Source organism: Bacillus cereus (assembly GCF_002567495.1).
GTDB classification, from domain to species: domain Bacteria; phylum Bacillota; class Bacilli; order Bacillales; family Bacillaceae_G; genus Bacillus_A; species Bacillus_A cereus_AQ.
On record NZ_NVAP01000052.1, the window covers coordinates 23643 to 47908 of the forward strand.

Sequence of the window (24266 nt, forward strand, 5' to 3'; positions counted from 1 at the left end):
ATCGTAAGAGTTCCTTTTTCATTGTTTAATTTTGAATTAACTGTCCATCTCGAAGCGTCAATATACGATCACATACATCAAGCATTCTTTCATCATGTGTAATCATAATAGCTGCTTTTTGACTTTCTTTCACTTCACGTTTCATCATTTCAACGACTTCACGTGCGCGTTTTGAGTCTAAGCTTGCAGTTGGCTCATCTGCTAATATTAAATCTGGATTGTTCATGAACGCACGAGCGATTGCTACCCTTTGTTTTTCTCCACCAGATAGTTGATTTGGATAATGATTTTTTCTTTCTCCTAATCCAAATGCAGCTAATAAATGATCCGCACGCTTTTCCGATTCTTTCTTGTTTTCTTTTTTTAGCTTAGCAATATAAAGCAATTGTTCCTTCACATTTAAATATGGAACAAGGTTTGCAAACTGGAATATGAATCCGATTTTTCTCAAACGAATATCTGTCATTTCCTTTTCGGATAACTGTGTAATATTTTGTTCACGAATGTAAATATCCCCTTTTGACGGTGATAGTAACGCACCCGCGATTGATAATAACGTACTTTTTCCTGATCCAGAAGGACCGACGATTCCGATAAATTCTCCGGCTTTCACATCAAGCGATATCGGATGAAGGGCTGTTACTTCCGTATTCCCTTCTCCGTACACTTTACTTACTTTGTCTAATTTTAATAATGAAGTCATTACATCCCGCCTCCAATTGCTTCTAATGCATCAACTTTTAATACTTGGTATAACGAAATAAGTGTTCCTAAAATACTAATGACGATAAAGATTGCTGCGTATTGTGCAATCATCGGTGTTGTTAATAAGAACGGCATACCCGCTGGTAAAATTTGTTCTAATCCTTGTACAAGAACAATACTGATTACCATCGCAACGACTGATAAGAATAACGCCTGCACAACTAAACTATTTGCTAAATAAGAGTTCTTCGTACCGATTGCTTTTAATACACCTAATTGCTGTGTTTTTTGCAACGTAATTACATAGAAGAATACACCGATTAGTAACGCAGCGATAACAAGTAAGAATGCAATAATCATCGTTAATGTTCCTTGCTCTTCTTTAAATCCTGGAATACTTTGCAGTACTTCTTTTTTATCAATTACGTGAGCATTTTTTACTTCTTTATCTGTATTCAGCGCAATTGCACTATAATCTTTTTGGTTTGGTTGTGAAATAGATCCCCATACGTCTTCATTTACATAAACGACTGGTGTATGGCTAAACATTTGATCTTTCGTAAATCCAACAATTTTAAATTCTTTCTTTGAAACAGGATCAATAATTGTATCTCCAATATCGATTCCTTTTTCTTTAATTGATTCATCAGCAACCATTTCGTTGTTTGCTGCACCTAACTTCTCACCTTTTACAATATTCGGTTCTAAAAATGTATCACGTTCACTTGAGAAAATAGCGACATCAACTTTTTTCGAACTATCTTTCTTTTCATACGTTGAAACTTTCACACGAAACGGAACTGCCTCTTTCTCGCCCACTTGATTTACTACGTTATCTACATCATCTTTCTTAATTTGTGAACGAAGTAATTTATTTTCCGCATCATCTGCTAAAACAAACTTATTTGCCTCCATATTTTGAATCGATGAAGCATTATCATATGATAATCCATTTGCTAATCCTGAAATAACAAGGACTAAAAATGATAATAAAACCATAATAAGTCCAATTAATCCGTATCTTAATTTTGATTGTTTTAATTCACGCAGAGCTAAAAACATTTCGCTCGCTCCTTCCTCTTTCTTTCTATGCACTTATCATAAAAAAGAAATATGAACGGAGTATGAACAGAAGATTACAGAGCAAAAAAATAAATTTTCTGAAAGTATTGAAAACAAATGAAATCCCTGATACAATTCAGTCAAATAATCTTGACCGAGTAATTTCATTTAAGGAGTTGATTATGTTGAAGCCCGTGTTAACACTAACTACTTATAGCCAACTAAAAGCATTAAGCGATCCACTACGTGCCGAAATGATGATACGTCTATGCGAACGTCCTTATACTGGACAATTACTATCTGAGAAATTCGGCATTTCAAGGGCGAAAATTCATTATCATTTAAAAGAATTAGAAAAGAATGGGCTTATAGAGATCGTTTACACCGAAGAAAAAAATGGCATCATTCAAAAGTTTTATCAATCTGTCGCTAAGGGCTTCACCCCTGCCGCAGATCTATTACCTCATTTAGAAATATTAAGCGAATCAGGTCGCCAAATATTTTTACAAATGATAGAAAGAACAAAAAGCCAAATTCTCGCTGCACCAGAAGAAGCTTTTACATTACGAAATGCAAGTGAAAATCCAACTGAGTGGAATTACGTTTCATCTTGCTGGGAATTTGATGCTACGCCAGAACAATTTCAAGTGTGGGTGAAAAAGTTTCATGAATTGATGGCTGAATTAAACGAAATCACAAAAGGTGCAGATAAAGATCCGAATAGTAAACCTTATTATATTTCTACTACTGCACTTCAAATCGCTGAGAGAACAATGCAGCAATTTATTAAAGAAGAAGAAAAATCGTAATACGATTTTTTTTACTGAGACGGTCAAATTTATTTTACCGAATAAATTTATTATAAAGGAGTAGATAAAGTGGACATATTAAAAAACCGGAATTTCCTCTTATTATTTTTAGGGAGAATTTTTACAAACATAGGAGATAGCTTGTATTATGTAGCAGCAATGTGGCTCGTATACAAATTAAGTGGTAATCCTTTTTATTCTGGATTGGCTGGTTCCCTTACGTTATTACCTTCTGCACTACAATTTCTTACTGGTCCATTCGTTGATAGATGGTCAATAAAAAACACCCTCGTCATCACACAAGTTTTGCAATGCATTCTTATTTTAATCATTCCTATTACACACTACTTCGACCTATTAACAGTCCAACTACTACTCATCATCATGCCCATCGTAGCCTTTATTGAACAATTCGCCTATCCCGCACAGTCAAAAGCTTTACCACTTCTACTGCATAAAACACAATTATTAAAAGGAAATTCACTTTTCTCATTTGCATACCAAGGTATTGATTTAATTTGCACGACTCTTTCTGGCATATTAGTAGCACTACTTGGCGCCATTACTTTATATGTAATTGACTCCTTTACATTTGCGATTACTGCCCTTTTGTTCTTTTCATTAAAAATGCCAAAGCAAACCGAAGCAGGCACAACACTTTCAACTAAGCAATATTTCTCTGATTTAAAAGAAGGGTTTTCAATCGTCTTTCGTTCATTGATGGGTGTCTTCTTAATCGGTTCAGTTGTCGCTAATTTTTCAATCGGTATGACGATGGCAATACTCCCTTCTGTTGCTGATTCTTTAGGCGGTGTGAAATTATATGGTTTCTATTTAGCCGCTATATCAGCCGGTTGTTTAATTGGAGCTCTATTCAGTTCATGGGTTGGTAAACATAATGTTGGCCGTGTCTCCATTATTAGCTTTGCGACTGGCGCTTTCTTTTGGTTTCTCTCTACGGTTGTACCGTTTCAATGGTTATCCATTTTTTTATTCGGCTTAGCTTGGATACCAATCGGTGCGACCAACATATTATTTGCGACAATTGGTCAAATTGTAATTCCAAACCAATATCTTGGGCGTATCAATTCAGTCACACGGAGTATGGGCACAATTGCTATGCCGCTTGGCTCTTTAATTGGCGGATACACTGCAAATGTATATAGTAGCCAACTCATTTTCGCCCTCGCTAGCATCGGGATTTTATTCATTTCTCTCGTATGGCTGCTTCATCCGAAATTACGGGCTTTGCCGAAAGCTGATGAAATTACAGCGGATACTTTTGAGCTTCGGTTTAAGGAAGAGTGCGAGAAAGGTGCGGCTTTATAGCAAACTAAACATAACCCCGTTCTAAATTTGGACGGGGTTATAATTATAGTTATTTAATTTTGAATGTAAAATACTTCACTAAAAATATAACAATAGCACCAACGAAAACGTTCGATTAACGATTTGATGGCCAAGACCCCTGCATTTTCCTTAATTGAATAATTTGGCCTGTATGATAAGCATCATGAAGCATGATGTCCAGTAATTTCCCCTCTAGTGAATTTTGCTCAAGCCCTCTTTCGGAAATTGCACTTAATGCCTGTCTTACATTACACTGAGCATTTTTAGAACGTTCAACGACTTTCTCCCATTCCATATCATCATTAGATTGCCCAGTAAGATAAAAGGTGTCATTACCGTCAAGATTATGTGTCCATTCACGGCCTTCCAAGTCTGCAGCAAGCCTCTCTTTGTAATAAATGAGATGATTAACGTTTTCCCAAATGGTTTTCGTTCCCTCACCAGATGGTTTCCACATAGCTTGTTCGGCTGTAAGTCCTTCAATAGCATGTTTAAACGGTGCATACCAACTCTCTTTATCGAATGTTGAATCTAGTACGTTTAATAACACGTCAATTCGTTTCAAAGTAATTTCCTCCCTAAATAGTTACAGTTTCAATAAAATCCTTATAACTATGTAGAAATTCTACATTTCTAAACAAACTTCCTCCTGGTTTCACTCCACAAACTTGTCCGATTATGTAATGAAAATGACTCACATTTTTTCACTTTGCACGTATACTAACGAACAAAAAAGAGGCCGCTCCAAACAGCCTCTTCCCTTACATCTATTTCGGAAGTTCAACCCGAACAGTAGTCCCTTCCCCTTTCGTACTATACACTGAAACGTTTCCGTTATGCAGTTCAACAATCTTCTGCACGATCGATAATCCTAAACCGCTACCTTCTACATTTCTTGTCCTTGCCGTATCTACTTTGTAAAAACGATCAAAAATACGATCCATTTCTTCTTTTTCCATGCCGATTCCGTTATCGGATATAGAAATAATAACACTAGACTCTAACTCTTCGACAAAAAACTCAATGGTCCCACCATCGTTTGAAAACTTAATACTATTCGTGAAAATATTACTCCATACTTGATGAAGTAAGTTTTCATCACCTTTTATAGCAATATCCGGCACATCAAATTCAACGGCGATATCTTTTTCACGCCATTTCCACTCAAGCATAAAAATGACGTCTTTAATTTGTTTTTGCAAATTGAATTCTTTTATTTGCAACACTTGCTCTTCTTTATCTAATGAAGCAAGCGTAAGTAACTGTTTACATAAACTAGACATTCGCTTACTTTCGCCCTCAATAATTTGTAGGTAATGGTTTCTTTCTTCCTCACTCATCTTTTCTGTTTGTAATGTCTTCGAAAACCCTTGTATGGAAGAAAGCGGCGACTGGAATTCATGTGAAACGTTTGAAACGAATTCTTGTCTCATTTCATCTAGTTCTTTTATACTTTTCGTCATCTTTTGGAAACTTGTAGATAACGTTCCTATTTCATCTTTTCGTTTTACGTCTAATTCGATTTCATATTCACCACTCGCAATTTTTTGCGTAGCCTTCGTAAATTTACGAATTGGGCGAACGATATATCCTGCTGCAATCGCAATAAAAATAATACTTAACAAAACGATAAACCCAAGCAATACCGCTAAGAAAATTCGCATCTCACCAAATTGGTTCTGAATGTCAGGACGAATAAATAAAGCATATTGTTTATCACCGTGTTGCACTGGTACACCGACACTATTAATTAATTCATTATCGAAAAAACCTGTAATAAAAAGGCGTGTTGGATATGTGGAAACGCCGTTAAACGTTTCCCCTTGCAATACTTTATGAACGGTATCATCACTAATTGACGTTTTACGGAACGCATTACCGATACGCTTTCCATTCTTTTGATCATCAACAATATAAATTTCATATCCTAATTTCGCAATAGAATGCAAGTACGCCTCTTGATTTCCTTCACTTTGCTTTTCATATAATGACTTAACTTCTTTTGCATACGTTAAAATCTTTTCACTATTATACGGTTTTAACTTCACTTGATAATATACGTTCGTTAATAAAAAACCGATAATACTACTAAGTAGCATAATCCCGACCGTCATAAATACAAATCTAGAATATAGTGATTTCATCTTATCTCAGCTCCAACTTATAACCGAGTCCGCGCACTGTCGTAATTTGAAAATCATCAGTTCGTTTTGAGAAACGATCTCTCAGTCGCTTCACATGAACGTCAACCGTTCGTTCGTCCCCTTCAAAATCCATTCCCCATACTAGCTCAATTAACTCTTCTCTTGAAAATGTTCTCCCAGGATAACTAGCGAGCTGTGATAATAATTCAAATTCCTTTAATGGTAGTAAAATCGTTTGATCATTACACTTTACTTCAACACCTTTACGATCAATTGTCGTCCCGTGAAGTGTAATAATGTCTGCACTCAGCATTTGATAACGGCGCAACAAAGCTCTCATACGGAAAATGACTTCAGCTGGCTCAAACGGTTTTACAATATAATCGTCCGTACCAGAAATGAATCCTTTTTCTTTATCAACTAACTGATCTTTCGCAGTTAATAAAATAACCGGTATATCATGATACTTCCGGATTTCTTCACATAACGTATAGCCATCAACAAACGGCATCATAATGTCCACTATCGCAAGATGAATATTTTCCTTCTCTAATACTTCTTGCGCTACCTTCCCATCTTCAGCCTCAAAAACTTTAAACCCCTCTTTTTGTAAATGGTAATGTAATAACTCTCTAATATGCTTATCATCATCAGCTAATAAAATATGTATCATCTTCATTAAACCCTCTCTTGTTCATCCTTCTACATCTTTACATTAAGAAACAATTGAATTTTTTGCAAGAAAAAGAAAAAGAAAAAGAACCTATTTTGAAAAAAGATTATTCAAAATAGATTCTTACGTTTTAGTATTAAGATTATTTTAACCAAAAAGAATTTCTAAGCCTTAGAAATATCAACAAACCCTTCTCCAAATACATCACGAACATCGTGTATAGCAATGAATGCAGCTGGATCCGTAGTTTGAACAATCCGTTTTAGCTTCACTACTTCTTGCTTATTAATAACAACATAAAGAATTTCCTTCGGAGTTTTCGTGTAATAGCCATGACCTGAGTACACCGTAACTCCTCTGCCCATTAACGTAGTGACCTTCCCAGCAATTTCATTCGGGTTATCAGAAATAATCGTAATAGCCTTCTTCGGATTTAAACCTTCAATTACAAATTCCATCACTTTCGTTGCTACATATAGCATAATAATTGTTATCATCAGTTTTTCTGCACCAATGATGAAATACGATGAAAACGCAACAATTAAATCGAAGAACAGTAGACCGTAGCTAATGCTCCATCCTAAATATTTATGTGTCATCCTTGCTAAGATGGTAGTACCTGCAGTTGTTCCGCCAACGCGAATAATAAGACCAATCCCGCATCCAATAAATATTCCTCCGAAAATGGCATTTACGAGCATTTCATCCGAAGCAATCGTCCAGCCTTCTGTCAAATGAAGAAATAGCGAGTTTGTAACTACAGCGATAATCGTATAAATTGTTGTAATCTTATTTAAAAATTTATAACCGGCTATTAACAAAATCGCATTTAAAATTAAGTTAACTAAACCCGGTGACCATTCAAATAAATAGTACGTAATAATCGTGATACCTGTTACCCCGCCCTCACCAAACTCGTTTGGGATAACAAACAAATTGACACCTAACGCAAAAAGAAATGCACCAATAATAATAAAAATAATGTCTGTTGTTCTTTTTTTCATACAGTACCTCACTTCTTATGTAAATATTTATTCTGTCATAAACTCTCACCATTATATCGTGGAATATTCAAATCGAACAGTGGTTTATTTTTATTTTAATATAGGGTAATAAATCAACTTCACCCTATATCCACAAGTAATTAAAAAAGTAAAACAACTGTATTTATTATGTACTACAAGTATAGTTTTGATTTCACATGCAATTGATGCTAAAAAAATGAACACTCGCACAAACTTCGAATACAAAGCAAATAGGCGAAGCTATAGAATATGATCATAGAGATTTATATTCGTACATTCCAGAAATGAATTTACTTATCTTTCTCCATATATTCTTTAATCTTTCGTTCTTCCCACTCTTTTCCGAATATCCCCACTGGAAAAGTTGTCAAACCATGTATAACAATACCGATGCCCCAACCTCCAAGTGGATATAAAAACCATAATTTACTTGAATCAGAGCTTATATTTATGAAAAAAAGCATTAAGTTAACTAGTATATATACCGTTAAATGAATATAAAACGCTTTTAAATTCTCCACTCTTTTTTTAGCTCGTAAATAAATCTCATCTCGCTCCATATATAAACACCTCTTTCATTATTGTATTTTTTAAATTCGCTCCGATTTAAACATCATATTCTAATCGGAAATCCCTTATTCTCAAAAATACAAAGCAAAAAAGTATCCAGCAAATGGTCATACACATCACCATTTGCTGGATACTACATGATACATTTGTTATTTACAGGATTTTAATTAAGACCAAATCCATACATCATCATTATTTTCAGCGTTCGTCTTTGCTTCATGAACTTTTTCAATATGATCAACTGTGTTCCAGTTAATAGAAATACCACCCCAGCCTACATACTTCATATCAATTTTTACTTTCTCACCCGTATGAAATACTTGTCCCTTTGTTAAGAAAACATCAATAATAGCTTTCTTCCCATTTAGCGATGGATATTCAACTACGACATATTTAGTAGCACCGTCTCCCTCATCTTCCATCGTTCCTACTTTTGATACTTCACCAATTACATAATCAGGAGAACCGTCTTCTTTCATGTGCATACCTAACTTGTTTGTTGTATTTTCAACTGCAGTTGCAACCATATATTCTGTAAAATTACGCATCATAGATCCAGTAGCTTTTACTTCATCTCCTACTTTCACGTTTGAAAGTGAATCAATATACACACTAACCGGTTCCTCATATTGCTTAGATTTTACAACAATTACACCGTTATCTACTTCTACTACTCGTCCTTCTAACGTCGAGAAATTCGATTCAATAGAAGCTGCACTCGCTTTTGTTACTTCTAGTCCTGGTAAATTTGTTCCTGATAATGCTGCGATACCTAAAGCACCTGCTAAAATTATTTTTTTCATACCCATTATGAAACATCTCCATTCATGATGATTGTATTTTTTTGATTGGATACGACCAACCTGTAACTATTATAGTTACAGGTTGTAGAAAATAGCAACCGTCTTTCTTATGCAATGTTGCATACCGCGTTTTTCAAATATAAATCGATTATTCCTATATTCAACACTACTGCTAAATTCTTGAATACCAGCAGGTAAACAGATTAATGATGAAGAAAATAATGTCATGCATCATATTTTTCAGCGCTACGATTTGTATAGCCGTAGTCCATTACATTATGTAGGAGCGGAGTTAACATGTTAATAAAACCAAACAGATTACAGCCAGGTGATATCGTGGCAACAGTAAGCCCTTCATGGGGAGGCGCAGGTGATTCTGAGATAAGATGGCGATATGAGCAAGGAGTAAAAAGATTAGAGGAAGTTTTTGACCTTACGGTTATTCCAATGCCAAATAGTTTAAAAGGTAGCGAATTCATTTATAACAACCCACAGGCCCGTGCGGAAGATTTAATGACAGCATTTAAAGATACGCGCGTGAAAGCAATTATTGCGAATATTGGTGGTGAAGATAGCATTCGCTTACTTCCCTATATAGATTTTAATGTGATACGTGAAAACCCGAAAATTTTTATGGGATACTCTGACGTTACTATTTCACATTTATTTTGCCATAAAGCAGGGCTTTCCTCTTTATACGGTCCAGCCATTTTAACTGATTTTGCTGAAAATGTAGAGATGGATCCATATACAATTGAAATGGTAAATCGAACTCTCTTTTCAAATGAGACAATTGGCGAGATTCAACCAGCTCCTAAATGGACAAGTGAGCGTTTAGAGTGGATAGAGAGAAATAAGGAGAAAAGGCGTACAATGCAACAAAACAACGGATATGAGCTACTTCAAGGCTCTACCACTGTACAGGGCCGCTTGATTGGTGGTTGTATAGAAGTATTAGAATTTGCAAAAGGAACGGAACTTTGGCCTGAGAAAAAACATTGGGAGGATAACATTCTCTTCTTTGAAACTTCTGAAGATCATCCAGAACCAAGTTATATAAAGTATTGGTTACGAAATTATGTAGCGCAAGGTATTCTGCAAAAAGCAAAAGGTATCATCTTCGGTAAACCGAAAGATGAACAATACTATGAAGAATACAAACATGAAATACTGCAGGTTATGAAGGAATATCATTTAGAAGATTTGCCGATTCTTTATAATTTAAATTTTGGCCATACCGAACCGAAGTTTATTTTACCTTACGGCGCGATGGCAGAAATTGATTGTGGAAATGGATCTTTCTCTATTTTGGAAAGTGGCGTAGAGTAAAACTTTAAATAAGTAGAAGCATAAGTTTTATAATTATGTTTTCCTGATTCTACAGAAAAAATAGCGTATTTTATTAGCTCGATAGCGATATAGCGGGACTCAAATAAATAAAAACACTCCTATGAGATATGACTGTGAATTGGTACTTTTCAAATGATATGGAGATTACTTATCTAATGATAAAGGGGGATTTACGTGTATGGAAGTAACATTTACAGTAAGTAAATGGGATGAAAAACCAATTGATGATACTAGAAAAGATTTCCCTATTAATATTGCTCATGTTGAATATGATATTGATGGTGAATTAAAAGGAAAAGCTTTTATTGAATACTTATTATATTATTTAGACTCAAATATAAATGATGGTCACTTGGCTACTGCTAAAATTTCTGGATTTTTACACTTTGAAGGAATTTATAAGGGGCAACATGGGACATTTACAGCTATAGAGCAAGGAATATTCGATAAAGGAAATCTGGATTCCCCAGGAACAATTATTAAAGCTACCGGTAACTTAGAAAATCTGAGAGGATCCTATCATTATCAGTTTACAGGTCAAACTAGTAAACTGATTTTAGAGTTTGAATTTTAGCAAAATACCCTATTATATAGTGGAAAGGACATTTCTTGTAATACTAGGAATGTCCTTTTTGTTGACGAGCTTATTCAACTATTTTCTAATAGTTAAGAAAAGAACAGAACAGAATATAATACATAAAATTTTCGTTATGGGAGAATTAAAACTCTAAGCCTGAGAGGCATGGGGACCCCACTTACTCATTACTTTTCCTACCAATTAAAGAATAATCCCCGAAAAACTCCCCTTCATAACTTCTTTTTCAAGTTGATTCCTACATGTAAACATCGCAATTATCTTTGTACGATTTTTTCATCAGGCTCTAATTGTTCAATGATTACGTCACAGCGAATTGTATCACCGCTAAAAACAGGACGTAAAAATTCAAAATCCATTTTGCGAGCTAGTACGTTATAGTCACCGCCAATTTTTGTAGGCAATGTTGATGTTAACAGCCCTTGTACTACAAATCTCCCCTGCTCATCTGGTGTAACATGATGAACACCTTCATCTTTATATACTTCCGTAAATAACACAACATCTTCTTTTGTAAAAGTTCGTTCAAAGGTGATTTTTTCGCCTACTTGCAATTTCATCCATACCCCTCCTCAAAAATACTTCTAAAATAAGAAAAACCGAAACTAAAAATCATTTCGGTTTTTCTAACTAAAGAAGTCTATTTATTTTAAAGAATGAACAAACAACCCACTACGCAGTTTCGGTTCAAACCACGTTGATTTTGGCGGCATGACTTCTCCGGCATCTGCGATTGCTAATAAATCTTCCATTGATGTCGGGTATAATGCAAATGCTGCTTTGTATTCACCGCTGTTCACAAGGCGTTCTAGCTCTTCTAACCCTCGAATTCCACCAACAAAATCAATGCGTGAATCAGAACGCGGATCATGTATTTCAAGTACTTGGCTTAATAAATGATCTTGCAGGATAGATACATCTAAACCTCTAACAAGATCATTCGCATCAAACGTTTCCTCTTTCACTGTAAGCTTATACCACTTCTCATTTACATACATACCAAATGTTTTTGGCTCATTTGGTTTATACGGAGAAACAGGTGCTTCTTCTACATAAAAGTACTGCGTAATTTGATTTAAAAACTGTTCCTCTGATAATCCATTTAAATCTTTTACAACTCGGTTATAGTCCCAAATTGATAATTCATCGTGAGGGAATAGAACGGATAAGAAGAAATTAAATTCCTCTTCTCCTGTGTAATTCGGATATTGTTCTCTTCGCATAAGCCCTACTTTTGCAGCTGATGCGGAGCGGTGATGCCCATCTGCAATATAAAGATTAGGAATATCTTCAAATGCGTTTACTAAAGTCGCAATTACTTCTTCATCTGCAACTTTCCACGCAACATGCTTAACGCCGTCTTCAGCTGTAAATGTATAAATTGGCGCATGATTTTCTTTCCAATTTGCAATTAAACTCTTTACTTCTTCTTTTGTACGGTACGTTAAAAAGATAGGACCTGTATTTGCGTCACACACATCTACGTGGCGAATGCGATCTAGTTCTTTTTCATGACGTGTTCTTTCATGTTTTTTAATTGTATCATCTTCATACTCATCAATAGATGTACAAACGACAAGACCTGACTGCGTTCTTCCTTGCATCGTCAGTTCATAAATGTATAGCGCTGGCTCTTCGTCTTGAATGAACACTTCTTCTCGTATAAAACGATTTAAATTTTCACCCGCTTTTTCATACACGCGATCATCATACGGTGACAGTTCAGGGTCTAAATCAATTTCTGCTTTATCAACGTGCAAGAAAGAATATGGATTCCCCTTTACAACTTCTCTTGCCTCTTCACTATTTAATACGTCATAAGGTAAAGCTGCCACTTGTGCTGCTTTTTCCTCTACTGGACGAATGGCCCGAAACGGTCGGATTTTTGCCACATTCCTCTCTCCTTTACACAATCATTCGAACGGCTACAACACCTGTAATTTTGCTTATATTTTCCACAATATTCTCTTTTATTATATCATCAATTCCGTTATCGATATCAATCATTGTGTATGCCCAAGAATGTTTACTACGATTAATCATATCTGCAATATTAATATGATGTTCTGCTAAACATCCTGTAATTTGCCCTACCATGTTCGGTACATTTTGATGCATAATTGTAATTCGTTTCTTTCCGATATACGGCAGTTCTACGTTTGGATAGTTTACTGAATTACGAATATTTCCTGTCTCTAAATATTCACGTAATTGACGTGCTGCCATTACTGCACAATTTTCTTCCGACTCAGATGTAGATGCACCAAGGTGAGGCGTCGCTGTTACATTTTTCATCTTTATCACATTTTCATTTGGGAAATCCGTTACGTAATGTGTAATAACATCTTCTTCTAACGCTTTTTGAAGAACCTTTTCATCTACAAGTTCTCCTCTAGAGAAATTGAATAGACGCATCCCTTTTTTCATCTTCTCTACAGCGTGTTCACCAATAATCCCTTTCGTTTGATTCGTAAGAGGAATATGCAGTGTAATATAATCACACGTTGCAAAAATTTCATCAAGGCTAAATGCTCTTTGTACATGTGTAGAAAGACGCCAAGCTGTTTCAACTGAAATATAAGGATCATATCCGATAACGTCCATCCCTAACGCTAACGCATCGTTCGCAACTAAAGCACCGATTGCGCCAAGTCCAATAACCCCTAGACGTTTCCCCGCAATTTCTGATCCAACAAATTGTTTTTTTCCAGATTCAACAAGCTGTGGTACTTCTTCACCCTCTAAGTTTTTCGTCCAGCTTACGCCATTAATAATGTTACGTGAAGACATAATAAGACTTGCAATAATGAGTTCCTTTACGGCGTTTGCATTTGCTCCCGGCGTGTTAAATACTACAATTCCCTTTTCTGTACATCGCTCGACAGGAATATTATTTACACCAGCACCAGCTCTTGCAATCGCCTTTAAGTCTTTTGAAAAATCCTCTTGATGTAAAGAATAGCTGCGAAGTAAAATACCATCTGGGTGGTCCATTCTATCCCCTACTTCATAACGATCTCCGCTAAGTACTTGCAAACCTTTTTCCGCAATTTGATTTAACGTTTGAACACGAAACATATCCCCATCTCCCTATCTATTCTCAAGCTCAAATTCCTTCATATAATTTACTAATTGCTGTACGCCATGTACTGGCATCGCATTGTAAATACTAGCGCGCATACCACCGACTGATCGATGTCCTTTTAGCGTAACAAGGCCGCGTTCTTTCGCTTTTTGTAAAAACTCATTGTTCAGCTCTTCTGACGGTGCTGTAAACGGAATGTTCATAAGTGATCGATACGTAGAATCAACTGGTGAAGTAAATAATTTTGATTCATCTAAGAAATTGTAAAGAAGTGAAGATTTCATTCTATTCTGTTCTTCAATCGCAGATACCCCGCCTTGCTCTTTCAACCACTCTAGTACAAGTTTCGTTACGTAAATACTAAAGGTTGGCGGTGTATTATATAAGGAGTTATTTTTGCTGTAAGTTTCATAGTTTAACATAGTAGGACAAGAGCGATCTGCTCCCCCAATTAAATCTCTTTTTATAATAGCGATCGTTAAGCCCGCTGGCCCTAAATTCTTTTGCGCTCCCGCATATATAAGACCGAACTTCGTAACATCATATTGTTCTGATAAAATATTTGAGGACATATCCGCAACGAGCGGTACTTTATCTAAATGTGGAATGTCCACATATTTCGTACCCTCAATTGTATTGTTCGTTGTAATATGTACATAATCTAGTTTTTCATCATTTTGTAAACCATCCAGTTTAGGAATTGTAGTAAACTTCGCTTGTTCAGAAGAAGCAATTACTTGTACTTCTCCTACTTTTTCAGCTTCTTGCATCGCCTTTTTAGACCATGAGCCAGTCAATACGTACCCTGCTTTTTTATACGTATTCATTAAGTTTAACGGTATCATAGAAAACTGTAATGACGCACCGCCTTGTAAAAATAGTACCTCATACTCATCAGGAATGTTCATTAATTCACGAAGTAAGTTACTCGCTTCATCTATAATACTTTGAAAATAAGAAGATCGATGACTCATTTCCATAATAGACATGCCTGTCCCGTTATAATTTACAAGCTCCTTTTGCACTTTCTCTAAAACTGGCAAAGGGAGTATTGATGGTCCTGCTGAAAAATTATAGACTCTCTCCATCACCCTCATAACCTCCCTATTTCTCATTCGATTATTTTTTAAACTTTCTGAATTATACCCTAAAATATTATATACGGTCAATTTGTTTTCTATTATTACGGCGCAAGACGCGATGGAATCGCTTGCAAGTGCAGACTTTTTTATAAAGTGAAACTTTAATCAGTGGGGTTTTGTTCATCCACCACTGATTATCAGCCCTCACCAATCGGGCTTTTACGGGCAGCCCGACCCCCACCTAACTTCTTTGCTTCCGCTGAATTTTGAGGTAGGGATCTTACTGCCCGGCAAATAGCGGGATAAACACATAAAAAAGTGTTAAGTACATAATCGTACTTAACACTCTAATAATGAAAGAATAATAGCTAATTGTTCGTAAAGAACCGATCAAAAATTTGATAGATAGCTGAAAGACCAAAGAGCCAATAAATAGTGTCCACAAGCGCCGGCATAGAACCAAACCATTTCTCAACTACATTGTAATCTAACGCTACAAATAACCAATTCAAACCGCCAAGAATCACCAATATTACTGTAAGGTAAGACAAAAATTTCATTATGATTGCCCCCTAGGTGATAAGATGGTGAAAGGCCTTTCACTAAAAATATATGTATTGAACTTCAAAACTTGCCTATTTTATAAAATTTATTTTCGGTACCATCCGTTAATAACTGCCTCTGCTTCTTTACTATGTATTTGATACGCATGCGTACTATTATTTGAGCCAATAAACCAAATTGAAAAACCTTTAAAATACGGTTTCGGTTCTAATACATCTCGGTAAGCACTCCATCCATTTAATTGTACATCTTTTGAAAACACATTTGAAGCATCCGGATTCCATGGATTTTGTAATCCAAGTTCACGTGCTGGAACGTTAAATCCACCGAAGTAAACCGGCTTTCCTGTTGCATTATGTAATTGTTCCAATTGCTGAACAACATTTTGTCCACGATTATATACTGTTGTTGCAAATAAACTTTGCTTCACTTCTTCATATGTTGGATTTCTTTTTCCTGAAACTTCAAACCAACTATCAATACTAACAATATCCACCTTTTTTAAATACGGACGATTGATTTTCTCTTTAAACTTCGCTTCGTATGAAGGATCCCAACTTGCTGTTAACCACCAGTTCATTTGATACAAAACATTTCCTTTATACTGCTTACGAACAAAATCAATTGTATCGCTCCAGTATCCCTCTGCATATTCCATATTCACGAAATTGGAAGCAATCTTTAGTCCATACACATTGTATTTACTTGTAATAGAATTAAAAATATCTTGTAAAATAACCGTTTTCCAGTTCCAGAAGAAATCATTAATGTTATTCGGATTCCATTCTGTCTCTCCAACATTCCCCTGCTGAATATACGGGAACGGTTCCACTATAACTTGAATATTACGCTTTAATAATTCTCGAATTAAAACAATAGCCTGTTGCTTTTGCGCTTGATTAATTACCATGTTCGTAGAGGTCACATTCGGGATATCTACCTGAATCGGTACATTTACTGTATTTAAATTTAAGCGCTCCACATCCGCTAATACTTTCGCTACATTTCCAACTTCCCATACTGTTACGTTTCCTGATTTGATTTTTCCAGATTGAACAGTATTTACATCTGCCTGTACATTTCCTTGAAAACAAAAAGAAAACAACATAATAAACACTCCTAAAAAACTTATTAAACTCTTATTTTTCTTCACAACTTTCCCCCTATAATTTTTGACTTTCTTGATTATTTTATACAACGTTTCACATTTATTCCAGAAAAAAATGAAGTTTCGTTCACCTATATTCATATAAATCTCCTAAAAATAGTAGGAAAAATAAAAAAGGAACAGATTTCCGCTCCTTTTTCCTTTCTTTTCACGATTTAAATTTTCAAATTGACCAATATTCATAATTAAATTCATATGTTCTTCATCTGCACTCACCTTTATATAACTTCATAAAGCAGTCCATCCACCAATTAAAACATCCTATCACTTCGGCTGTAACGTTAATACTTTCCCTTCTATTCCCGCCGTATTCAGTGTAGTCGTATGATACTCTCCCTTTACCCAATCATCTATTTGATCATGATACCAATCGCTTCTAAAATGTCCCGACTGTCCTGGTCCCACTATATGATAACCGTTTGACATATCTTTCGTATCAATAACGAATCTCCAAGACGCCCCGTGATTTACAATACCGTTATCGCCGTAACTCGCTGCTTGAACGGTAACTTGGCTTCCACCAATTGGAACTGGTTTCTCACGATTAAAAGCTAGTAATGCTAACATACTCGATGATTTCGAAATTGGATGTGTAAAAGCGAGTTGATGATAATCGCCCCACTTCCAGGTTCCAACATCCGATCCATATTCCTTCTGCAATTTCTTTATTACATTCTCGTACGATGTATGCACAACTTTTGTGAAACCTCCGTACTTCGTAAACCAAGCGCTATTTTCTCCCTCTACTTCTTTTCGAATCAATTCATCAACAACTTGTGACTTCCCTTTAAATAACTCCATTACATCTTTCGGTATTTCTTTTGAAAATAACGTATTAGAAATCTCTTTCATTAATAAATGAAAAATTAATGGTGCCGCTTCATCTTTATTATCATAAAAGTTCCATTCTGTTAATCGTTTTACTCCTTCTTTCTCTGCTTCAGTTAACTCAGTTTTATTTAGCTCCTTTAAAAATATAGGAGTAAACTCTTTCCCATATAAATTCTTTTGATCCATCTGTAAATTTTCTAAATCTTTTACCGTATACTTTTCCTTCTCTTGCAAAAATTCTTGAATACGCATTTGTCTATACGGCTGCGCCCATGTATTGCTAATATGGTACGGATAATCATCATCAACAATTTTATTATTCGCAGTTGAAATAAACCCTTCTTTCGGATTTATAACTTTCGGCAGTTGATCAAATGGAATATACCCTTCCCATTCATATTCATCTGTCCACCCTGGAACAGGCAAGCTGCCATCACCTTTTTTACGCACTGGTATATTTCCATTCGCTTTATAAGCAATCGTGCCATCGTTTGATGCAAACACAAAGTTTTGGGTTGGTGTATGAAAATCTTGAAGAGCAGTTTCAAACTCATTCCAGTCTTTTGCTTTATTCATATTTAATACAGCTTTTAGCTCAGCTGACGGTTCTAAAGCAGTCCACTTTAAAGCAAATACGGTTTTCGTTTTCTCCTTCCCCTTATCCGCAAACTCTGAAATTACTGGCCCATGCCTCGTAATCGTAACGTTATAAGGAATTGTCTTCCCACCTTTTACTTTAATCGATTCATCAACTACCGTAGCTTTCTCCCATTTATCGTTATACAGAAATTCATTTTCATTATTAGGATTTCTCTTCTCAATATATAAATCTTGCACATCAGGCCCCGTATTCGTAACGCCCCACGCTATTTTGTCATTGTGGCCTAATATAACACCTGGTACTCCAGCGAAAATAACGCCACTCACATTTAAATCTTTCATTTCAAGTCTCGTTTGATACCATATAGAAGGTGTCGCAAGAGATAAATGAGGGTCATCTGCTAAAATCGGCTTACCTGACGCACTCCTCTCACCGCTCACAACCCAGTTATTACTACCGTTAAACTCCGGGGGGATTATCGTTTTTGAAAAACTTTGTACTACGTCCACATTTGTAGTTTTTAGTTCAGCTAGCAATCTAGGTGCATCTTTCGGATATGTAGGAAATAGCTCATTTGCTTGCTCTTTCGGAAGGTTTTTCAGCGCCCAATATCGGAACGCCTGTCCATGCCAATGTCCTCCTAAGTCAAACGCCATATACTTTCCAATTGTTAAAGAATCCACGATTGACCATTCAGAAGGCTCATAACCTAATATAGTAAACTCAACCGGCAATTTCTTTTCCTCTTTTGCCTCACTTATAAAAGCGTTCACCCCATCAGCAAATGACTGCAGAGCATATTTCGCTTCTCCATCATATTGACTAACTGAAGCTTCTGCCGCTCGTCGTAAACCGAGTGTTCGAAACAATTTATCTCGGTCAACAGCTGCTTCCCCAACAACTTCACTTAACATACCAGAAGCTTGTCTTCTACTTAAATCCATTTGAAACAACCGATCTTGCGCTTGTACATATCCTTGTGAAAAATATAAATCATGTGCATTTTCCGATTTAATATGCGGTACACCTTTACTATCTCGTTTCACCGTCACAGCTTGTTGTAAATCCTCTAGCTTTATCGTTCCATCTATTTTTGGCATAGATATCAGCGTATATATGTTCAAAAAAATCGCAGCAAAAATAACTAACAAAAGAACGATACTACTAGACCAAATAAAAACTCTTTTTCCCCTTTTTCGTTTCTTCTTTATAACGACTTCCATATAACCCCTCCTTTCTCACACTATTCGCTCCCCTTTAAGAAAGAACCTTTTAAAAACATTGAAAAACCCCCTTCATTTTCCTACCAATGAAGGGGGTTTTTCTTATCGTTCGCTACGCCAGCTTTCATTATGTCCAAGGTTTGAATCTGTCGCTATTTGCACATCATATAACATTTCACTAAAGAAGCGTTTATCTACTTCTTTTGGTACAATGCGTCTTTCCTCATCAATTTCATCATATTCATCATATTCATATGAACCACGATTCACTGTACCTGCTTTATAAAATTGAATATCAAATACACATACATCCTCTTCACCTTCATAACCAATCGGCGCACCGCTAAATGAAAGTTCTGCTCCTAGTCCAGTCCGCGTATCTTCTTTGTAAAATGTATAATACACACCACCATCTTGAACAGACCCACGGATCCATCCAAGCTTCGTCATCTTACCGAATAACGAACGACCATTTAGTAAAATACCGCCAAATCTCTCAATAGCACTCTCATCATTCTCTTCTACTACAAACACTGGACGCTCAATTTGTAGGAACGGCTGTACAATTCCCGCATTTTCTAATTGCTCTTTCCATAATTCCTTCTCAGCTCCAGACAATTCTAACGGATGAATGAAACCAATAACAGTGCCAGACGAAAGTTCATAACTCTTCCCGTCAATTGTACAGAACACGCCAACTTCCGTATAACGGAATGCCTTCAGCAACTTTCCTTCCTTATATTCACCCCAAATGAGTGAAATAGAAAATTGCTTCATAATTGGATTATCCACAAATACAGATTTCCATGCATTATGTGACCAATAACGCTTTAATGAAAGTGCCGCTTCCAATCGCTGTTTTTGCAATGAAAGAGTACTTCGGAGTTCCTTCTTTAAAGTGGCTAACTCTTTCTTAGCCTCTTCAGCTTTTTCTATATCATCTTTTGCATTCGGCTTTGGAAGTGACTTCATACGTTTTCCTTCTTCTGTCTCTAATTCAATTTTTGACTCTGCAGTTAAAATGGCAGTAAAACTTCGATTCCCGAAATCAATTATCTTTTCACCACCTATAGTAAAGCCAAGGTCTGGCACCAGTTGATCCTCTAGTTCTTCCTCTGTAATACCACGTGTTTTTGCAGCAAGACTTAGCGCTTCTTTTGCTGCATTACGTACTTGCTTATGTTTATACTTAAATGCTATTGCATGAATAAACATAAGTGCAAGCTTAGATGAAGACAAACCTAAAGCACGAACGGCATCCGCTGCTATCTTTCCTCTCATATGAAACACCCATTCATCAATTTGCTTCTTAAGTATGTCGACCATTTTGTCGTCACTGTACATTCCGTATAACGAAAGAATTCCACGTTTCTTCACATCTGCGTCTTGAGAAATCCATATTTGATATATTGTTTGCACATATTCTTTTAAGTCTTCTTCATTTAAAGCTCTACCAATTACTTCTGCCGTTTCTTTCTTCTCAATAGCAGCATCTGAAATATACTGTTGTAAATAGGCTAACGGAATTGTAGCATCAGCAATTTCATTAGAGTCACGTAAACGGATTTGTGGCTCACCCCCAATGAATTGCAGAAGTGACTTTCTTGTTTGTTCAGTTAAAATACGTGCACACAGTTCTTCTACCTTTTCTTCCTCCGTTTGAAATAAAAACGAGAATTTTCCAGCGAAAGATTCATTTTTACTTTCTTGCAAAGCTTCCTGTACAAGTTTCGTATATTTTTCAAGCTTATACTCTATTAGTATTTTCATCACATTTTCACGAACAATCTTCTTTTTATTATGAAGTTCAACTGCTACATCTGCTGCAGCTTCTACATCTTTTGAAAGCAGTTTAACTACAGACTCACGCATTTTTTTAGATGAATCTCCTAAGCTTTCAATTAAAATCGGACGCATTTTAACCATGTTATCCTTTGCTAACTCTTCTAAAATATATGCTTTTGCCACAGCAGAATACTCATCAAACCGTTCAATGATGTACGCTTGTTCTTTTACAATTACACAAACAAGCGCTTCCTTCGCCTTATTTCTCTCTTCACTGTAGCATGCAGCTTCTTCAACTGCATAAGCGATAAGCTTTTCCTTACTTAACCCATACGAAAGCAGATCTTCTAATACTTGTTTTGGTTCTATCCCTCTGACAGAACATTCATAAAGAAGTTCGTATAACTTAACACTATCATCATCTCCAAATTGTAGTGTAAGTACAGCTTCCCTCTTTGCTACATCATCTATATCCCAAAGAAGCGCAACCTCTAACACCGGCATACCCCAATACATACTTCTATATTTCGGATTTTTAAGTATTTGCTCCATATCCCCAAGTGACAATTTCCCTAGTAAATAATCACGATATGTATCCCGCACTGTAGACAATTTTATTTGCAAAGCAGCAACAAAAAATTCTTCTCGCATTTTCCCTATATTTAGCTCATATCCTTTTTCAGCTAACGTGCGTGCGATGATGAGATAATTCATTTTACTTACATATTGCAAAGTACGTTGAATAAATTCAGGATCTTCCTCCAACATAAAGCATAGCAATTCATATTCATACGTCTTACAAAAATCCTCACTATTTAAATCATGTTGCCTTAGACGATGCGCAAAAAATCTTTCCTTAGAAATCCAAAACTGTGTACAAAAACTTTGAATTTCTTCATATGTTTCTCTATTTACACTACCAGTTTTTTTGTAGTTTTGAGACTGACCGAGAGTGTGACACATATAACGTGTTGCATAGTTTATAAAACCCCAAACATTTTTCTTCGCCAATATTTCAATATATCGCCTCGCAACATTCGAATATTTATGAACACAAAATAATAGCCGCCAAATATGTTCCGGTAAATTCCCACCTATAAATACTTCACTATCATCTTTACCTTTTAAATACCGTTTAACTGCTTCAACCTTTTCCTTTTCCCCTAGCAGTTTCAATATAAATTCTGTATGTTCTTCTAACCTCTCATTCAATAAAGAACTATATGTACGAAACTTTTCATAATCTACATCAAACATTACAAGAAGTAATATTACTTGCTGCTTAGTTGGTAAAGTATGTAATTGTCCCTCTATATAGTTCGGATTCTCTTTTGTTAACTCTCTAAGAAAAACATTTGCTTCATTCACATAACTTGAAATACTGGATAAATATTTACATGCGATTGCTACAAGTTTGTCCAAAGGAAGTGCACTTTTTTCTAAATAAATCTTCATTTTAGAGAAACTGACATATGCAAAACGGACTACAAGAACATTTAATAATTGCTCCTCGAGTATATGGTAAAATAATCGAAAAAAATCCGGATCTTGTTTATGCACTTTCCTAAAATCGTTTATAAATCGCTCCGCAAAATCGCTTCTTTTTTGATCACGAATTGTCGTTAGTTGAATATCTTTTAAAATCTCTTCTTCTTTTGTCTGTAAATATCGTTGTGATAATTGTTCCTGTTCTTCTGTCATATTAATATATTGAAACAACTCAGATGTACTAGTAGTCAAACTTTGTACCCCCCGCATCTTTTTATCTATTATAAAAATACCCTTATTTAATGGTAGTATAGCATAAAACCCACGAAAACGAACATACATTCTGTATTAAATTCATGTAAATTAAAATACACTACTCAAAATACATTTCCTTCTCTCTAAACTTCCCATTACGCACTTCTCCCCACTAAAATCCTTTAATTTTTCACTACACCAATTCCTCAAAATCCCCTTCACATAAGCTAACGTTTTCTTATTATTTTCAAACGCAATTTTAAGTACCTCTAACACTTTCTCTCCAGAAAGTCTTTGTATTCAATTCTTCAATTCCTTCACAATATATGGAGATAAACTACTAATATTTTGTTCCTAAAACTTATAAACTTCACTATTTGGAACGTCCTCTTCCATACTTTCTACCTCTTCTTTCTCTTCAATAACTACTTGTGAACTACTATTATCCTCTTCTTTTGGCATACCAAAATGCTGCAATAATAATGGAATCATGTATTCTTCTTCCAGACATTTACGTATAAACATATGTATGAACTCATTACTTTTTACAGTCTTTAGCTCACGTAATACACACTTCTCTACATTCGTATTTGAAATAGGGTTATAGTGTAACCAGTTTATTATGAATACCTCTTTCGTTTCCGTATCATATAAAATCTTTCCATACTCAACAAACCTGTTTAGCAACTTCCCTACAGTTTCCATACTATAACCTGTTTCAAGCTCTGCCACACGCTTCGGTAATATGTAAATACCACATTGCTTCGTTTTCGTACCAGTTAACAAATATATGTAAAAATAACGCTCCTCTGGCGTTAAATCTAATATGAATTCATCTTGCCAAAAGTTCACCTGCACATTACGGTATACCGCCATATGTTTCCCTCCACTCTTTGCTAGTAAATAGGAAAATTTTAATCCTTCATTATAAAGATAGGAATGCGGGAATGGTTTTGGCATTCGAATTACAATTTTTTTACTACTACAACACCGGTTTCATTTTTTCGCGCTTGTTTTGTTCTTGTAGTTGTTTTTGTTTTGTTTTTTCTCAATGATTTATTACTTGGTAGGGGCTTATAAGGGGCTTGGAAGGGGCTT

At 35.6% G+C, this 24266-nt stretch carries 19 protein-coding genes and 2 pseudogenes; 4 read left to right on the top strand and 17 right to left on the bottom strand.

Annotation, left to right across the window (positions count from 1 at the left end; genetic code table 11):
- Window positions 1–25: 25 nt before the first annotated feature.
- A complete protein-coding gene (locus COK05_RS25220) occupies window positions 26–703 on the bottom strand; it encodes an ABC transporter ATP-binding protein (RefSeq protein WP_098614731.1) in 678 nt (225 codons plus the stop codon).
- Window positions 703–1767 carry an ABC transporter permease gene (locus tag COK05_RS25225; protein WP_098614732.1) on the bottom strand — a complete coding sequence of 355 codons (1065 nt, stop codon included), beginning with the start codon at window positions 1765–1767 and terminating at the stop codon, window positions 703–705. The genes COK05_RS25220 and COK05_RS25225 overlap by 1 nt, the downstream gene beginning before the upstream one ends.
- A 185-nt stretch (window positions 1768–1952) precedes the next feature.
- Here COK05_RS25225 and COK05_RS25230 point away from each other — a divergent pair, with 185 nt between their 5' ends.
- Both COK05_RS25230 and COK05_RS25235 read left to right on the top strand, forming a co-directional pair.
- Window positions 1953–2576, top strand: coding sequence for an ArsR/SmtB family transcription factor (locus COK05_RS25230; protein WP_098614748.1), 624 nt, complete (start codon window positions 1953–1955; stop codon window positions 2574–2576).
- A 69-nt stretch (window positions 2577–2645) separates the two neighbouring features.
- Entirely contained in the window at window positions 2646–3905 is a 1260-nt protein-coding gene (locus COK05_RS25235; RefSeq protein WP_098614733.1) for an MFS transporter, read from the top strand.
- A gap of 115 nt (window positions 3906–4020) precedes the next feature.
- Here COK05_RS25235 and COK05_RS25240 read toward each other — a convergent pair whose 3' ends face one another.
- The 6 genes from COK05_RS25240 to COK05_RS25270 form a co-directional block, all read right to left on the bottom strand.
- Entirely contained in the window at window positions 4021–4491 is a 471-nt protein-coding gene (locus COK05_RS25240) for a DinB family protein (RefSeq protein ID WP_098614734.1), read from the bottom strand.
- 202 nt (window positions 4492–4693) lie between these two features.
- Window positions 4694–6070, bottom strand: a complete 1377-nt coding sequence (locus tag COK05_RS25245; RefSeq protein ID WP_098614735.1) for a sensor histidine kinase — start codon at window positions 6068–6070, stop codon at window positions 4694–4696.
- 1 nt (window position 6071) lies between these two features.
- The gene (locus tag COK05_RS25250; protein ID WP_098614736.1) at window positions 6072–6749 is read right to left on the bottom strand and encodes a response regulator transcription factor; all 678 of its coding nucleotides are present in this window, start codon (window positions 6747–6749) and stop codon (window positions 6072–6074) included.
- Between the two features lie 158 nt (window positions 6750–6907).
- Window positions 6908–7747: a YitT family protein gene (locus COK05_RS25255; RefSeq protein WP_000747488.1), complete on the bottom strand. Its 840-nt coding sequence runs from the start codon at window positions 7745–7747 to the stop codon at window positions 6908–6910.
- A gap of 311 nt (window positions 7748–8058) precedes the next feature.
- Window positions 8059–8328, bottom strand: coding sequence for a 2TM domain-containing protein (locus COK05_RS25265; RefSeq protein ID WP_098614737.1), 270 nt, complete (start codon window positions 8326–8328; stop codon window positions 8059–8061).
- Window positions 8329–8505: 177 nt separating this feature from the next.
- Complete coding sequence (locus COK05_RS25270) at window positions 8506–9147, bottom strand: ATP F0F1 synthase subunit alpha (RefSeq protein WP_098614738.1); 642 nt, start codon at window positions 9145–9147, stop codon at window positions 8506–8508.
- A gap of 291 nt (window positions 9148–9438) precedes the next feature.
- Between COK05_RS25270 and COK05_RS25275 the strand changes: the two genes are divergently transcribed.
- Both COK05_RS25275 and COK05_RS25280 read left to right on the top strand, forming a co-directional pair.
- Entirely contained in the window at window positions 9439–10470 is a 1032-nt protein-coding gene (locus tag COK05_RS25275) for a S66 family peptidase (RefSeq protein WP_098614739.1), read from the top strand.
- Between the two features lie 199 nt (window positions 10471–10669).
- Window positions 10670–11065, top strand: coding sequence for a DUF3224 domain-containing protein (locus tag COK05_RS25280; RefSeq protein ID WP_098614740.1), 396 nt, complete (start codon window positions 10670–10672; stop codon window positions 11063–11065).
- A gap of 204 nt (window positions 11066–11269) precedes the next feature.
- On the opposite strand, the pseudogene COK05_RS25285 reads toward COK05_RS25280, so the two are convergent.
- The 9 genes and pseudogenes from COK05_RS25285 to COK05_RS25325 form a co-directional block, all read right to left on the bottom strand.
- Window positions 11270–11646, bottom strand: a pseudogene (locus COK05_RS25285) (enoyl-CoA hydratase).
- 84 nt (window positions 11647–11730) lie between these two features.
- On the bottom strand, window positions 11731–12978 hold the full coding sequence (locus COK05_RS25290; protein WP_098614741.1) for a DUF1015 domain-containing protein: 1248 nt from the start codon (window positions 12976–12978) through the stop codon (window positions 11731–11733).
- 13 nt (window positions 12979–12991) lie between these two features.
- Window positions 12992–14164, bottom strand: a complete 1173-nt coding sequence (locus tag COK05_RS25295) for a 3-phosphoglycerate dehydrogenase family protein (RefSeq protein WP_098614742.1) — start codon at window positions 14162–14164, stop codon at window positions 12992–12994.
- Window positions 14165–14176: 12 nt separating this feature from the next.
- Entirely contained in the window at window positions 14177–15259 is a 1083-nt protein-coding gene (serC, locus tag COK05_RS25300; protein WP_098614743.1) for a 3-phosphoserine/phosphohydroxythreonine transaminase, read from the bottom strand.
- A gap of 362 nt (window positions 15260–15621) precedes the next feature.
- Window positions 15622–15813 carry a DUF378 domain-containing protein gene (locus tag COK05_RS25305; RefSeq protein WP_000670802.1) on the bottom strand — a complete coding sequence of 64 codons (192 nt, stop codon included), beginning with the start codon at window positions 15811–15813 and terminating at the stop codon, window positions 15622–15624.
- Window positions 15814–15902: 89 nt separating this feature from the next.
- On the bottom strand, window positions 15903–16970 hold the full coding sequence (locus tag COK05_RS25310) for a glycoside hydrolase family 113 (RefSeq protein WP_141539248.1): 1068 nt from the start codon (window positions 16968–16970) through the stop codon (window positions 15903–15905).
- Window positions 16971–17249: 279 nt separating this feature from the next.
- Entirely contained in the window at window positions 17250–19640 is a 2391-nt protein-coding gene (locus COK05_RS25315) for a penicillin acylase family protein (protein WP_098614744.1), read from the bottom strand.
- A gap of 102 nt (window positions 19641–19742) precedes the next feature.
- Window positions 19743–23165, bottom strand: coding sequence for a DUF4132 domain-containing protein (locus tag COK05_RS25320; RefSeq protein WP_098614745.1), 3423 nt, complete (start codon window positions 23163–23165; stop codon window positions 19743–19745).
- 111 nt (window positions 23166–23276) lie between these two features.
- Window positions 23277–24044, bottom strand: a pseudogene (locus tag COK05_RS25325) (DnaD domain-containing protein).
- Between the last annotated feature and the right edge of the window lie 222 nt (window positions 24045–24266).

Coding starts and splice junctions, on each gene's coding strand:
- COK05_RS25220 (WP_098614731.1), bottom strand. CDS start 703: ATGACTTCATTATTAAAATTAGACAAAGTAAGTAAAGTGTACGGAGAA.
- COK05_RS25225 (WP_098614732.1), bottom strand. CDS start 1,767: ATGTTTTTAGCTCTGCGTGAATTAAAACAATCAAAATTAAGATACGGA.
- COK05_RS25245 (WP_098614735.1), bottom strand. CDS start 6,070: ATGAAATCACTATATTCTAGATTTGTATTTATGACGGTCGGGATTATG.
- COK05_RS25250 (WP_098614736.1), bottom strand. CDS start 6,749: ATGAAGATGATACATATTTTATTAGCTGATGATGATAAGCATATTAGA.
- COK05_RS25255 (WP_000747488.1), bottom strand. CDS start 7,747: ATGAAAAAAAGAACAACAGACATTATTTTTATTATTATTGGTGCATTT.
- COK05_RS25265 (WP_098614737.1), bottom strand. CDS start 8,328: ATGGAGCGAGATGAGATTTATTTACGAGCTAAAAAAAGAGTGGAGAAT.
- COK05_RS25270 (WP_098614738.1), bottom strand. CDS start 9,147: ATGGGTATGAAAAAAATAATTTTAGCAGGTGCTTTAGGTATCGCAGCA.
- COK05_RS25275 (WP_098614739.1), top strand. CDS start 9,439: ATGTTAATAAAACCAAACAGATTACAGCCAGGTGATATCGTGGCAACA.
- COK05_RS25280 (WP_098614740.1), top strand. CDS start 10,670: ATGGAAGTAACATTTACAGTAAGTAAATGGGATGAAAAACCAATTGAT.
- COK05_RS25295 (WP_098614742.1), bottom strand. CDS start 14,164: ATGTTTCGTGTTCAAACGTTAAATCAAATTGCGGAAAAAGGTTTGCAA.
- serC (WP_098614743.1), bottom strand. CDS start 15,259: ATGGAGAGAGTCTATAATTTTTCAGCAGGACCATCAATACTCCCTTTG.
- COK05_RS25305 (WP_000670802.1), bottom strand. CDS start 15,813: ATGAAATTTTTGTCTTACCTTACAGTAATATTGGTGATTCTTGGCGGT.
- COK05_RS25315 (WP_098614744.1), bottom strand. CDS start 19,640: ATGGAAGTCGTTATAAAGAAGAAACGAAAAAGGGGAAAAAGAGTTTTT.